The 13,979-nt window shown below is 70.5% G+C and carries 11 protein-coding genes and 2 pseudogenes; 11 read left to right on the top strand and 2 right to left on the bottom strand.

Annotated features, from left to right (window positions below; translation table 11 throughout):
* Nucleotides 1-71: 71 nt before the first annotated feature.
* The 8 genes and pseudogenes from AC5L35_RS36935 to AC5L35_RS36900 form a co-directional block, all read left to right on the top strand.
* Nucleotides 72-512: pseudogene (locus AC5L35_RS36935) on the top strand (phosphotransferase); the annotation flags it as partial.
* Nucleotides 513-524: 12 nt separating this feature from the next.
* Complete coding sequence (locus AC5L35_RS36930) at nt 525-1,268, top strand: carbohydrate ABC transporter permease (RefSeq protein ID WP_495064409.1); 744 nt, start codon at nt 525-527, stop codon at nt 1,266-1,268.
* Nucleotides 1,269-1,560: 292 nt separating this feature from the next.
* Entirely contained in the window at nt 1,561-2,253 is a 693-nt protein-coding gene (locus tag AC5L35_RS36925) for a GntR family transcriptional regulator (protein WP_495064408.1), read from the top strand.
* A 217-nt stretch (nt 2,254-2,470) separates the two neighbouring features.
* Nucleotides 2,471-3,799 carry a Rieske 2Fe-2S domain-containing protein gene (locus tag AC5L35_RS36920; protein ID WP_495064407.1) on the top strand — a complete coding sequence of 443 codons (1,329 nt, stop codon included), beginning with the start codon at nt 2,471-2,473 and terminating at the stop codon, nt 3,797-3,799.
* A 1-nt stretch (nt 3,800) separates the two neighbouring features.
* The gene (locus AC5L35_RS36915) at nt 3,801-4,058 is read left to right on the top strand and encodes a type II toxin-antitoxin system HicB family antitoxin (protein ID WP_495064406.1); all 258 of its coding nucleotides are present in this window, start codon (nt 3,801-3,803) and stop codon (nt 4,056-4,058) included.
* A 98-nt stretch (nt 4,059-4,156) separates the two neighbouring features.
* Complete coding sequence (locus tag AC5L35_RS36910) at nt 4,157-5,530, top strand: Rieske 2Fe-2S domain-containing protein (RefSeq protein WP_495064405.1); 1,374 nt, start codon at nt 4,157-4,159, stop codon at nt 5,528-5,530.
* A 332-nt stretch (nt 5,531-5,862) separates the two neighbouring features.
* Complete coding sequence (locus tag AC5L35_RS36905) at nt 5,863-7,281, top strand: ABC transporter substrate-binding protein (protein WP_495064404.1); 1,419 nt, start codon at nt 5,863-5,865, stop codon at nt 7,279-7,281.
* Nucleotides 7,282-7,440: 159 nt separating this feature from the next.
* Entirely contained in the window at nt 7,441-9,051 is a 1,611-nt protein-coding gene (locus AC5L35_RS36900) for an ABC transporter substrate-binding protein (RefSeq protein WP_495064403.1), read from the top strand.
* Between the two features lie 160 nt (nt 9,052-9,211).
* Here AC5L35_RS36900 and AC5L35_RS36895 read toward each other — a convergent pair.
* Nucleotides 9,212-9,553: pseudogene (locus tag AC5L35_RS36895) on the bottom strand (hypothetical protein); the annotation flags it as partial.
* A 27-nt stretch (nt 9,554-9,580) separates the two neighbouring features.
* Complete coding sequence (locus tag AC5L35_RS36890; protein WP_495064402.1) at nt 9,581-9,718, bottom strand: hypothetical protein; 138 nt, start codon at nt 9,716-9,718, stop codon at nt 9,581-9,583.
* A gap of 408 nt (nt 9,719-10,126) precedes the next feature.
* On the opposite strand from AC5L35_RS36890, the gene AC5L35_RS36885 reads away from it, so the two are divergent.
* From AC5L35_RS36885 to AC5L35_RS36875, 3 genes are all read left to right on the top strand, one after another.
* Nucleotides 10,127-10,627, top strand: a complete 501-nt coding sequence (locus tag AC5L35_RS36885; RefSeq protein WP_495064401.1) for a TetR/AcrR family transcriptional regulator — start codon at nt 10,127-10,129, stop codon at nt 10,625-10,627.
* Between the two features lie 137 nt (nt 10,628-10,764).
* A complete protein-coding gene (locus AC5L35_RS36880) occupies nt 10,765-11,592 on the top strand; it encodes a helix-turn-helix transcriptional regulator (RefSeq protein ID WP_495064400.1) in 828 nt (275 codons plus the stop codon).
* Entirely contained in the window at nt 11,589-13,958 is a 2,370-nt protein-coding gene (locus tag AC5L35_RS36875) for a right-handed parallel beta-helix repeat-containing protein (protein WP_495064399.1), read from the top strand. Before AC5L35_RS36880 ends, AC5L35_RS36875 begins: the two co-directional genes overlap by 4 nt.
* Nucleotides 13,959-13,979: the final 21 nt, after the last annotated feature.

Raw genomic sequence — 13,979 nt, 5'->3', positions numbered from 1 at the left:
TGGGTAGTGCTGGGACCGGCGTGTCATGACTCCATCTCCTCACAAGATCGAGCCTCCCGACACCCCGGGGCGCTTCAGACGGGCATGAGGTGGTGCGTCACAACGATCTGTCACCCAAGAACACGGTGTACCGCTCGGCGGATGAACCACTGGAGCCCGTTGCTCTGATCGACTGGGACTTGGCGGCACCAGGTCGGCGTGTCCATGACGTGGCGCATCTGTGCTGGCAGTACTTGAGTCTCGGCCCCGGCACAGATCCGTCATGGGCGTCCCGACGGATCCGTGAGGTTGCCGATGCCTACGGTCTGGCATCCGCCGACCGCCAGGAGCTGGTGTCAAACGTGGCTTGGTGGCAGGAACGCTGCTGGCGGGGTATCGAGAGTGGAGCCGCCGGTGGAGACGCGGCCTTGATCAGCTTGCGTAAGGCGGGCGTCCTGGAGGAGATACGGGCTGCACATGCCTGGGTGACGCACCACCAGCAGACGCTGGAGGCCGATCTCGCGTCCGACTGATCTGCGCAGGACATCACATCTGAGGTTCCCCCGCTTGCTCGGAGATCGACGATCATCGCCCAAGGGCCGCAAAGCGAGTTCGCGAAGCTGCAGTTCCGTGCGAGGAATCTGCTCTTCCTCGTCGACGTGCTCACGATGACGGTGCCGACGCAGCTCGCCGTGATCCCGCAGTACAGGATCGTGTCATGGCTGGGGTGGGTCGACACGCTGCAGGCGGTGGCCGTTCCGGGGCTGGCCAGCGCGTTCGGCATCTTCTGGATGCGCCAGCACATCGTGACGACCCTCAAAGACGAGCTGATCCAGGCCGCCCGGATCGACGGAGCGAGCACCTGGCAGATCTTCTGGCGCATCGCGTTCCCGATCGTCCGACCGGCGGCGTTCGTGCTGGGGCTGTTCGGCTTCGGGACGGCGTGGAACGACTTCCTCTGGCCGTTCATCGTGCTGAAGTCGCCCGAGCGGTTTACTTTTCAGATCGCCATCAAGGCGCTGCAGAGCAGCGACGCCGTCGATCTCGGACTCGCCATGTCGGGCTCGATCCTGGCGACGCTCCCGCTGCTGGTGCTGCTCATCTTCGTAGGGGGCAAGATGGTCTCCGCCGGCATGCTGGACGGGGCATTCAAGGGGTGGCGTCCGCGACGGGGCCCGCGCCACAGCATCCACGACACGGTGGCCGCCCGGTGGTGGGAGGCGGGATTCCGCTCCACAACGGCGAGTACGGCGTGGTGGCCCTCGGCGATCCGGCTGCGGAACGCCTGATCGTCATCCACCACCGGTTCGTGCTGCCCAACGGGACACGGGACATGGCACCGCGGGACACGGGACATGGCATCGCCCGCGTGGACGAGCCCGGCGCGCTCGCCGAATGGGCGTGGCGACGGTCGAGGGATGCCCCGAGCCGTTCTTCAGCTGGGAGCTCGAGACCGGCGGTATGGTGTGCGCGTCCTCGCAGGCAACTGACGTGGGGCGACCGACGAGGGCTGCAACGGCCGCTCCGGTGGGTGTGGTCGCGGTCGACGGTTGGCGGACCGCACGATCGATGGGAGCGGGGATGTCGCGGGTGTCACCGTCGAAGCCGGCCGGCCGGGCCACCGCAACGGTCCTCTCGACCCTGCGCGCAGCCATCCTGAGCGGTGACCTGGGCCCCGGCGAGCAGATCCGGCAACAGCTGTGGGCCGACCGCACCGGTGTCAGCCGGCCACCGCTGCGCGAGGCGCTCGAGATCCTCACCAACGAGGGCCTGCTCGTGCACGGGCTCAACCAGGGCTACTTCGTCGCGAAGTTCAACCGCGACGAGATGGAGCAGCTCTACACGATGCGCCTGCTGCTGGAGCGCGAGGCGCTCGAGGAGATCGAGTGGCCGAGCGAGGCCCAGCTCGCGGAGCTGAAGAACGTCGCCGACGACATCGAGCAGCACGCCCGCTCCGGGCGTCCGGACATCGCTCTCCAGGAGCTCGCCGAGTTTTACCTGGGGATCTACGAGCTGTCGCCCAAGAAGCTGATCGTCGAAGAGGTCAAGCGGCTGTGGGTGCGCACGGCCGCCTACCGCTCGCTGAGCGTCGACGTCAGCAGTGACCCGGGACGATCGGGCCAGCGGCTGCACGTGATCGTGGACGTCCTGCGGGCCAAGGACCTTCCCCGGCTGCGGGAGCTGCTGCTGCGACCGACCCTGCGCGGGCGGTCCGGGGTGGCCGTGGGGAGTCACGTCATGTCGTCCGGGCCCGGCCGCCGCGCCGCCGGATAGCGAGGGTCCCTCCTGGCAGAAAGCCGCCGTCGGCACGGCGTCTATTGACACCACCCACAAGTGGCTTCACGATTGAAGACACTGCCGCCCACCATCCCACCACGGAGCGCCGGCAGGCGTTCGCTCGATCTCGCGCGACGAAGGCCCTCTGACCAGGTGTGACTTCGCGCGCTCTGGCGGCGATCACGGTCGTGAACCGTTCTTGCGGAGGAACTCGATGCTGAGCCATGCCGACAACGAAACGATCTGCCGCGTGGGCAAGGGCACGCCCATGGGCGACCTGATGCGCGAGTACTGGGTGCCGTTCGCCCTCGCGAACGAGCTAGAGCCGGACTGCGACCCGGTGCGGATCATGTTGCTGGGCGAGCGGTTCCTGGCGATCCGGACGACGTCCGGCACCCCCGTGCTGATGGACGAGACGTGCCCGCACCGGGGCGCGTCGATGTGGTACGCCCGCAACGAGAACGAAGGGATCCGCTGCGTCTACCACGGCTGGAAGTTCGACGGGACCGGCGCGTGCGTCGACATGCCGAACGAGCCGGTGGGCAGCAACTTCAAGGACAAGGTGCGGCTGCCCACCTACCCGGTCACGGAGGCCGGCGGCTTGGTGTGGGCCTACATCGGGCCCCGCCACACCCCGCCGCCGATGCCGTCCTTCGAGTGGTTCGACAACCCGGACGGCACGAGTGCGTCATGGGCGTTCCAGCGCGAGTGCAACTGGCTGCAGGCACTCGAGGGCGACATCGACACCAGCCACTTCGGGTTCCTGCACGTCGGCCACGCCGATCCCGAGGACGCTCCGGAGGGGTCGTTCCTCCGGTACACCATCGAGGACCGCGCCCCGCGGTACAAGGTGCTCGACACCGAGTTCGGCGCGACGTACGGCGCCTACCGCCCGGCGGGCGCGGAGGACAGCCTGTACTGGCGTTTCGCGCACTTCCTGTTCCCCTTTTACACGATGGTCCCGACCGGCGTGCTCGGCGCGAAGTCGCAGCTGCGTGCGTGGGTGCCGATGGACGACACGCACACCATGGCGTTCCACTCCGCGCCGGGCGCGCGGCGCTACACGGCGCCGGCGTCGCAGAAGGTCGGGATCACCGAGCGGGAGGCCACGGCGACCGAGTTCCTGCCCAACACCTCGGACTGGTTCGGCCGGTTCCGGATCACCGCGCGCGTTGAGAACGACCACCTCATCGACCGCGCCTTGCAGCGCAGCGGCGAGAGCTACACCGGTCTTGCCGGGGTGAACGTCGAGGACCAGGCCATCACCGAGAGCATGGGCCCGATCTTCGACCGCACCCGCGAGCACCTCGGCAGCTCGGACATCATGGTCATCCGGGTGCGTCGCCGACTGCTCGCGGCGGCCCGCGCGCTCGCAGCGGAGGGCACCGTCCCGCCCGCGGTCGACGCCCCCGCGGTCTACCAGCAGCGTTCCGGGGGGATCGTGCTGCCGGCCGACGCCGACTGGATGGAGGCGACCGCGGAGCTGCGCAAGGCGGGCGTCGAGCACCCCGAACTCGACCCCGCACTGGCCGGCGGGGCGTGAGATGCCGGAGACCACCACGGCACCCTCACTCGACGACCTGCTCCGGATCCCCTACGTCCTCGACGTCCAGGCGGTGGAGGTCGCGCCGGGGGAGTGGGCCTGCCGGGTCGGGTACGACGAGCTGCCCGGCTGCGTCGCGAAAGGGCGCACCCCGTTCGACGCGCTGACCCGCCTCGAGCGGTTGCGCGTCGAGATGGTCACCGAGCTGTACGAGCAGGGCAAGCCGGTCCCGGCGCCGCGCGCGCCGTTGCGCGTGTAGTCGCCTGCACCCACCCGTTCTGACGATCCGGCCCGCCGCTGCGGCGCCCGGCGTGCCGCGCCACGCCCTGGATCCGGTCCGAGAGAAAGGCTCCGACAATGCTGTCAGCCGAAGACAACGAGATCCTGACCCGCGTCGGGCCGGGAACGATCATGGGCAATCTCCTGCGGCGCTACTGGACGCCCGCGCTCCTGGCGAACGAAGTGCCGACGCCGGGCGGCGACCCCGTCCGGGTGCGCCTGCTCGGCGAGGACCTCGTCGCGTTCCGCGACCTGAACGGCCGGGTCGGGCTCATCCAGGAGAACTGCCCGCACCGCGGAACGTCGCTCTACTTCGGCCGGAACGAGGGGACGGCGCACGCGCCCTCGGTGCCCGGCGAGGGCCTCTGCGGGCTCCGGTGTCCGTACCACGGCTGGCAGTTCGACGTCGATGGCAATTGCATCGACATGCCGTCCGAGCCGCCGACCAGCACCTTCAAGGATCGGGTCCGGGCGAAGGCTTACCCCGCGCACGAGTCCGGGGGTCTGATCTGGACCTACATGGGTGCTCCGGACACCATGACGCCGTTCCGGGACTTCGGCACCGACTCGCTCCCCCCGGAGTACGTGTCGGCCGGGAAGACCTTCTCGCCGTGCAACTGGGTGCAGGCGATGGAGGGCAATCTCGACAGCGCCCACATCTCGTGGCTGCACCAGTTCAACGCGATCGACGACATTCCCGACGACGGCACGGACAAGCCGGGCTACCTGTCCGTGGACATGTCGTGGAAGATCTGGCGCCACGACCGCGCACCGCGGCTCGAGGTCCACGACACCTGGTACGGCTACCGGTACGCCGGCATCCGGACCACCCCGGGCGGTCACACCCACGTGCGGATCACCGGCTTCTGCGTCCCGTACATGACGGCGGTCGCCAGCATCCCGTTCCGGTCCCGGCTGTCGATGTTCGTGCCGATCGACGACGAGAACACGTGGCGGATCAACGCCGTCGCCCAGCCGCCGCGGAACCCCAACAGCTACGGCGGTGGGCACGAGCTCTTCGACGTCACGAACTACCCGTACGAAGCGCGCAAGTTCACCGGCATCCGGGGCCGGCGCTGGACGGCGGAGAACGAGTACGAGATGGACCGGGACGTCCAGCGGAACGAGACCTTCACCGGCATCCCGGACTTCAACAGCCAGGACCTCATGGCGACCGAGTCGATGGGCCCGATCTATGACCGGTCGCAGGAGCACCTCGGCACGACCGACCGGGCGGTGATCCGCATGCGCCGGATCCTGCTCGACGCGGCCAAGCGCCTCGCCGAGAACGGCGCGACCCCGCCCGCTCTGGCCGGCGTCGAGGGGCACGACTTCCGGACCTTCCGTTCCGCGGAGAAGATCCTCGAAGCCGGTGAGGACTGGCGAATCCTCGGCACCGACGACGACCCGACGGTCCAGGAGGCGATGCTCGCCACCGGCGAACAAACCTGACGCACTCCGGAAATCGGCGCTCGGTCAGCTCGCTGGCTCTTCTTCCGGCGGCCCCCGCTGCCACCCCACCCCTCGACCGCGGCCAATGCAGTCCGCGGCAACGCGAGGAGCACATTGTGTGCCGAATTCGTACCCGTACGCGCTCGATGATCTGGGTCCTCATTGCCTGCGTGGGAATGCTGACAGCGGCGTGTGGCAGCCCCGCCGGTTCTGCGCAGGCGGGCCCGAGCAGCACCACACTCGACTCGTCGCGTTCCTTCGGTGGTGACCCGGCGACGGAGGGCACCCCGACACCCGGTGGGGTCCTCCGATACGGCATGGACCGTGAGCCGGTGGCTCTGGATCCCGTCGTCCCCGGTTCCCAGGAGGCGATCTACGCGATCTACGACCCCCTGATGCGGGTGAACGACAAGCGCGAGCTCGTGCCCTATCTCGCGCAGTCCATGACGACGGCGGACAGGGGCAAGACCTGGATCCTGAAGCTCCGTCCGGGCGTGCAGTTCCAGGACGGGACACCGCTCGACGCGGATGCGGTCCTGTTCAACCTGAAGCGGCAGCAGGACACGGTCCGGTCGCCGGGCAACGTGTATGCCAAGCAGATCGCCTCGATGACGGCGGTCGACGACCTGACCGTCCAGCTCGTCCTGCAGGACCCGTTCGGGTCGTTCGCCAACGCGTTCGCGCTCCGGTCCAACGACGGGACGCTCGGTCTGATGGCCTCGCCCACCGCGGTCCGGAAGTGGGGCAAGGAGTACGCGCGCCATCCGGTGGGAGCCGGTCCGTTCGAGTTCGACGAGTGGCAGCCCGACTCCCGGATCGTGGTCAAGAAGTTCGCGAACTACTGGCAGAAGGACAAGGGCCTGCCCCACCTCGACGGCGTCGAGTTCCGACCGCTGCCGGACACCGACTCGGCGTACGCGTCGCTCGAAAACGGCGACATCGACATGCTGTTCGCCTCGTACCAGACGTCGTTGGTGCGGGCCTCGAAGAACCCCGACCTGGTCACCTACTACAACCCGGGCAACGGCGGGGAGTTCCTCTACTTCAACTTCACCAAGCCGCCGTTCAACGACCGGCGCATGCGCGAGGCGGTCCTGGCAGCGCTCAACCCGCAGGCCATGAGCGCGACCCTCTACCAGGGGTACATGGAACCCGCGCAGACGCCGTTCTCGCCGGACAGCCCCTACTTCAGCCGGGACGCGGCCGACCAGTACCCGAAGTACGACCCGGATCGCGCGCGCCAGCTGATCGCCGACTACAAGGCCGGCGGCGGGGACCCCAACTTCACCCTGTCCTCGGCCAACAACCCGACGCGCGCGCAGTTCGCCGAGTTCGCCCAGGCCCAGTGGGCCGCGGTGGGCATCGACGTGAAGCTGAACCTGCAGGACCTCGCCACGTTCAGTTCCGCGGTGGTGCAGAGCGGGAACTTCCAGATGACGACCTGGGTCTCGGGGTGGCCCGATCCCTTCCCGAACCTCCTGCAGCTCCTGCGTACCGGAGGGAGCGGGAACTACGGCGACTACTCGAACCCCCAGGTCGATTCCCTGCTCCTCGACGCGGTCAGCACCACGGATCAGACGAAACGGGTCGAGGACTACAAGCAGGTGCAGCTCATCGCCGGCCAGGACCTCGCCATCGGGTGGTACAGCCGGGCCGCCACGGGGCTCCTGGCGACCAAGAACGTCAAGGGCGTCGTGCTGGACATCCCGACGGGCCCGCAGATGTGGGCGACCGCCTGGCTGTCGCACTAGCGGCGTGGTCCCGTGGCTGCGAGGCGCGGCAGGCGCCCCCGCAGCCAGTGGCGCCCGGTGCGGGCCGCACATGAACGACAGAGTGGAGTGGACGACATCGACGACCTTCCGGCCGGTGTGCGCTGGGTCGGGGGCCGTTCTCGGGGGAGCGTTTCGACGATGCGAAATCGACTGGTGTGCATATCGGCAGCACTGGCGGCAGTCACGCTGATGGTGACCGGCGCCTGCGGGGCAGCTCCCGGCAACGGTCCGGCGGACCGTCCCGCGCTCACCGCCGTCAACCCGTATGGCGGGGACCGGGCGAGCGAAGGGCAGCCCGTGCGTGGCGGCACGTTGCGCGTCGCCATGGACCGCGATGCGGTCAGCTTCGACCCGGCCGTGCAGAACGCGAACCAGGCGGCGTCGGTTGTCTACGACTCGCTGATGCGGCTCACCCCGGAGGGGAAGACCGAGCCGTTCGTCGCGCAGTCGATGGAGAGTCCGGACAACGGCCTGACCTGGCGGATGGGTCTGCGTCCCGGGGTGCGGTTCCAGGACGGCACCGATCTCGACGCAAATGCGGTCGTGGTCAACGTGCAACGGCACATCGACCGGGTCGCGTCGCCGGCGCACCAGTTCGCCGAGCGCATCCGCTCGATGCGCGTCGTGGACCCGCTCACCGTCGAGTTCACGCTGATCGAGCCGATGGGGGAGTTCCCGACGGTGTTCGCGCTGAGCTACTCGGCCGGGACGCTGGGAATGCTGTTGTCACCGACGGCCATCCAGAACTACGGCGCGGACGTCGGCGCACACCCGGTCGGCGTCGGTCCCTTCCGGCTGGTCGACTGGGTGCGTGACTCGCACATCACCTTCGTCCGCAACGAGGACTACTGGCAGGCGGGGCTGCCCTACCTCGACGGCATCGAGTTCCGCCCGCTCCCGGACACCGACACCCGATTCGCCTCCATCGCCAACGGTGATGTCGACTACGTCTACGGCGGCTACTACCAGGAGCTGAGCCGAGCGCTCGGCAACCCGGACCTCAAGGTCTACTACGGGCCCGGTTCCGGAGGTGAGAGGCTCCAGTTCAACCACGCGGCCGCTCCGTTCGACGATCGGCGGATGCGAGAGGCGATCGTGCGGGCGATCGACCTGCGGGCGCTCTCGGTCAGCCAGTACGGCGGCCAGATGATCGCCGCCGACAGCCTGTTCGACCCGGCCAGCCCATATCACACGCAGGCGGCGTCGGAGGCGTGGCCGACATTCGATCTCGACGAGGCACGCAGGCTCGTCGAGGCCTATCGAGCCGACGGCGGAAACCCCGACTTCACCTTCAAGACGACCACCACCCGGACGGCGTTCGCCGAGTTCATGCAGGCGCAGGTGGCGGCGATCGGAATCGACATGCAGGTCAAGCAGTACGACCTCGCGCAGTTCTCGTCGGCGGTCGTGCAGGGCGGGGACTTCCAGCTGACGACCTACGTCGGCTCGATCGACACGCCCTACCCGGTCGTCGCGAACATGCTGCACTCGAACGGCAGCGCCAACTACGGCAAGTACTCCAATCCCAAGGTCGACCGGCTGCTCGACGAGGCGGCGGTGACCACCGACGAGGCCACGCGCACGCGGGACTACCAGCAGGTGGAGCTCCTGTCCGGGCGGGACCTGGCGGTGGCCTGGTACAGCCGGAACTACTCGTCCAACATCGCGCGCAAGGAGGTCAAAGGTGTCTACCGGTACATGACCTCCGGTGTCTGGTACGAGCGGGTCTGGCTGGACCGGCGGGGCTGATCGGGGCCGGGCAGCGCAGTCGACGCGTTGCCGCCCCGTCGTTGCTGCGGCGGGGACGCGCCGCTCGACGCGAAGGTCGGCGTCCCCCATCATCCAGCGCCACAGGTGTCCCGTCCCGCGTGCCGCTGCCGATGTTCAGGCCAGGGTGGCCGCCACGGGTTGTGTGGGGCAGGGCGTGGGCCGTGGCGACGGCGGCGTTCGTGAGTGAACCGGCGTGGATGTTGAGGCCGTTGGCCAGGCTCGCGTCCGCGCGCAGAGCGGCTTCCCAGCCGCGGTGGGCGAGGGCCACGGCGTACGGCAGGGTGACGTTGGTGAGGGCCTGCGTTGAGGTGGTCGGCACCGCGCCGGGCATGTTCGCCACGCAGTAGAAGATCGAGTGGTGCACGACGTAGGTCGGGTCGTCATGGGTGGTCGGCCGGGAGTCGGGGAAGGACCCGCCCTGGTCGATCTGCCGTAGGCGGTCCACGTCGGTGTCCAGGATCTCCACGTCGGATCCCATTCCCGAGCGTCTGCCGGGGCCACGTGCCGCCTACTGCACGTCGATTGCGGCTCGGCCGCCACCCTCCTCGCCACCACCGGTAGACGTCATCCGGGCCAGGACCGCGACCAGCTGCTGGCGGGCCTCCTCGCGTAGCGCGGAGCGCTCCTCCGCGGCCTCCCGGCGCACGGCGGCCAGGTCCTCACAGCTGGTCCCAGTTCGGTACGCAGCCGTTCCAGAGCGGCCCGGTCCTCGCCGGCCCGCTGCTCGGCGGTGCTGCGCTGCGCTGCAGCGTCTGACCGAACGGCGGCCAGCTCTGCGGCGTGGTCGGTGCGCAGCTGTTCCATCGCCGTCCGGTCCCGGTCGGCCTACTCCTCGACGGCGGCCTGGGCGGTCTCCGCGCGGGCGCGGGCCTCGCCGGCCTCGCGCCGGTAGCCGTCGGCCTCGTGTCGAATGCCCAGGACCTCGGGCCGCGCGTTCCTGGGCGACCCTGATCTGCTCGGCCGCGTCGTGGCGTGCGGTCTCGGCGGCGACGGGAGGGCTTTTGAGGAACGAGTGTTCTTGACTGATCGTTCCTCAATGGTTTAGCGTCGTGGCATGGGCAGGCGAAGGGCGTTCGACGAGGACGAGGTGGTGCGCGCCGCCGTGGGATTGTTCGGTGGCCGCGCGTACGACGGGGTGTCCGTCGACGACCTCGTCACGCACCTCGGCGTGCACCGCAACAGCCTGTACAAGACGTTCGGCAGCAAGCGCGGCCTTTACCTGGTCGCCCTGCGCCGCCACCTCGCCGACGACGTCCGCCCTTTGGCCAAAGCGCTCGCCGCGGCATCGGACGCCGCGACCGCGCTGCGGCTCGTCACGTCGGCCGACCTCGGTCTGCTGCTGCTCGCGGCGGTCGAACGGGCACCGACCGATGAGGAGGTGGCCGCCGAGGTGGCCGCGGCGTTTGCCGCCGTCGACCAGGCGATCGCCGACGCGCTCGACATTTCCACCGCCCTGGCCGCCGCCGTCACGGCCGCCGCACTTGGCATCCTCCTGCGCGGCAACCCCGACGGTGTCGGCACCGCGCTGACCCAACACCTCGATCCTCTCAACTGACAGGAAACAGATATGGCACTGGTCCACATCGACGGGCGATCATCGCCGACCACTGCCCGCCCGACCGGGACACGGCCCTGCACGAGGCGGCCGCGCTCATCGGCGCCGACATCGCGGTCTGGCAGGGCGACAAACGGGTGGTTGCGGTCTGGCAGGAGCACCTCCCGGAACGGACGGCCGACTCCCGGCACCCGATGCTGCACGCCGCGCTGCGCGCCGCCCAGCTGTGGGCCGCAGGCGACGGCGAGGCAGCGCTCGCGCAGGGCTGGCGGACCTGGGAGCTCGTCGGGTGCGCGACGCCGGCGGTCGGCCGGCGGTCGCTGCTGACCCGGCTGTGCGCGATCGCCGCGGTGGACCGCCGCCCGCAGTGGCACGCCCGCCTGATGGCCGCCTCGGCCGACTGGCGCCGGGCCGCGCAGGGGGCCGAGGCCGTCAGCGCCGCGCAGACCTGGGACCTGCTGCGCGGCGTCCTCGGGGACGCCGACGTCGCGGGGCGGGCGATCCTGGCGCGGGCGGTCGAGCCGGTGCGCAGCCGGGGGCACCGCGCCGAGCTGGCCTGGGCGCTGCTGGCCGCGGGCGCGAGCGCGGCCGATCCGGTCGCCGGCTGGTCGGAGGCGCACGCGATCGCCGGGGAGATCGGGGCGGTCGTGCTGCGGACCCGGCTGTGCCGGATCATGGACGAGCGCGGAGTGCGCCCGCCTGCGCACCGGGCCGGGGACCCCGACCTCACGAGCGTGCAGCGGCGCATCGTGGAACTGGTCGAGCGGGGCATGACCAACCGGCAGATCGCCCGCGACCTCAGGATGAGCGAGAAGACCGTCGAGAACCACCTGACCCGGTTGTTCGTGCGCTTCGACTGCCGCACCCGGCACGGGCTCGCCACCGCGCGGCTCACCGCCCGCCGCCACGAGCGCGAAGGCGGGGTCGTGAGCAACGACCACACCGGCGGGGAGGCGTGCGCGTGAGCGGCTCGGTGCTGACCGCGGCACCGGGAGGGCGCGGCGGCCTCGCCCGGGCCGTCGCCGCGGCTCCGGAAGGCGCGACGGTGGTGCTCGCGGCGGGCACCTACACCGGCCCCCTGGTCGTGGACCGCTCCCTGACGCTCACCGCCGAGGACGGGCCCGGATCGGTCCACCTGCACGTCCCGTCCGGTCCCGCCCTCGTGGTCGTCGGGGGTGCGGTGACGGTGTCCGGGCTGGGCGTGCGCGCCGCGGGCGACGACCCGGCGGTCGCCGTGTCGGGCGGGCGGCTCGAGCTCGTCGAGTGCGCGGTGCGGGCCACGGCGTGGACGGCGCTGCACGCAGGCGCGGGCGAGCTCGCCCTGCGCGACTGCGAGGTGGACAACGGCGCCGGTGCGGGTCTCGTCGTCGCCTCGTCCGCCGCCGCCACCGTCGACTCCACGCGGATGCACGGGATCGGTTCGACGGCGCTGGTGGTCGTCGACGACGGGGTCCTCACCGTCCGCAACTGCGCCGTCGGTCCCTGCGGCGGGAACGGCGTCTTCGTCACCGGCGCGGCCGCGGCCACGGTCATCACCTCGGTGCTCGAGTCGACCGTCGGACCGACGCTGGCGATCGAGGGGAGCGGCGGGTTGACCGCCATCGGCACGGTGGTGCGCGATTCCGCCGGCGTCGGCGTCTACCTCGCCACGTCGGGCACGGTGTCCCTCGACGAGTGCACCATCGAGGGCAGCGCCGCCGAGGGCGTATACGTCGATGCGGGTTGCGCACCGGTGCTGCGCGGCTGCCGGATCACCGGCGGCGGGGGGCGGGGCCTGCACTTCACCGGGCGCTCGGCGGGCACGGTGTCGGACTGCGAGGTGTCGGGAACCGCCGGTGCGGGGGCCGGCATCACCCGGCGCAGCAGGCCCGAGATCAACCGGCTCACCGTCGTCGACGCCGGTGCGGCCGGCGTGCAGGTGGACGAGGACGCCGAGCCGTTCGTCCGGCGGCTGCGGGTGCTCGCCCCGGCCGGGCCCGGGATCGTCGTGGACGGAGCACGGGGGCGGTGGGAGACCGTCGAGGTCGAGCGCGCCGGGGCGGCGGGTGCGGTCCTGCGCGGCGGGGCCAGGGTCGAGGTGCTGGGTGCGAGCTTCCGGTCGGTGGCCGGCCACGGCGTGCACGTCGACGGGGCGGCGCTGGCCGTCACCGACGCCGACATCGAATCGTGCGGGCAGGACGGCATCCGCGCCGACGCCGATGCCGAACTGCTCGTGGAGCGCTGCCGGGTGCGCGACGCCACCGGATCGGGGCTGCGGTTCGACGGCCGCTCCACCGGCTCGGTGAGCGGCTCGGAGTTCACCGGCTCCGTCGACGGCGGGATCTTCGTCGCCACCACCGAGCCCGTGCGCGTCGCCGACTGCGTGGTCCGCGACAACGGCGGCCCCGGCGTGGTCGAGGCCGTCTCCGGGGTGGACCTGCAGGTCCGGGATCTGATCGACACCGGCAACCGCGACCGGCCGCTCGTCGCCGCGGTGACCGGGCAGGCGGGCGAGCCGGCCGCGGCCGTGCGGGCCCGGTCGTCGGACGACCCCTTCAGCGCGTTGCAGGGGCTGGTCGGGCTGGCCGGGGTCAAGGCCGACGTCACCTCGATGGTGAACCTCAACAAGATGGCCAAGCGCCGCCTCGACGCCGGGCTCTCGGCGCCGCCGATGGCCCGCCACCTGGTGTTCGCCGGTGCGCCGGGGACCGGGAAGACGACGGTCGCCCGGCTCTACGGCGAGATCCTCGCCCAGCTCGGGATCCTGCGCTCGGGGCACCTCGTCGAGGTCGCCCGCGCCGACCTGGTCGCCCAGATCATCGGCGGGACGGCCATCAAGACCACCGAGGCGTTCGAGAGCGCGCTCGGCGGGGTGCTGTTCGTCGACGAGGCGTACACGCTCTCCAGCAGCCGCGGCGGAAGCGGTCCCGACTTCGGGAAGGAGGCGATCGACACCCTGGTGAAGCTGATGGAGGACCACCGCGACGACGTGGTGGTGATCGCCGCGGGCTACTCGAAGGAGATGACGCAGTTCCTCGCGGCCAACCCGGGGATGGAGTCGCGGTTCTCCCGGACCCTGGAGTTCGTGAACTACTCGCCGGAGGAGCTGGTCACGATCGTGCGGCTGCAGTGCCGTGCCCACGACTACCGTCTCGAGGAGGACGCTGCCGCGGCGCTGCTGGTCCACTTCGACGAGATCCCGAAGGACGGCACGTTCGGCAACGGGCGGACCGCGCGCCGCGTGTTCGAACGGATGGCCGACCGCCAGGCGTCCCGGCTCAGCGTCGCACCGCCCGGGCCGGCGGCGGACCTCACCCTGCTCACGATGGCGGACCTGGACCTCTCCCCCTGACGGGGCGGTACGGTCCGGTCA

The sequence above is a fragment of the Pseudonocardia sp. OZ21 genome, from assembly GCF_059359135.1.
This window is presented reverse-complemented; position numbering and strand designations above follow the sequence as displayed.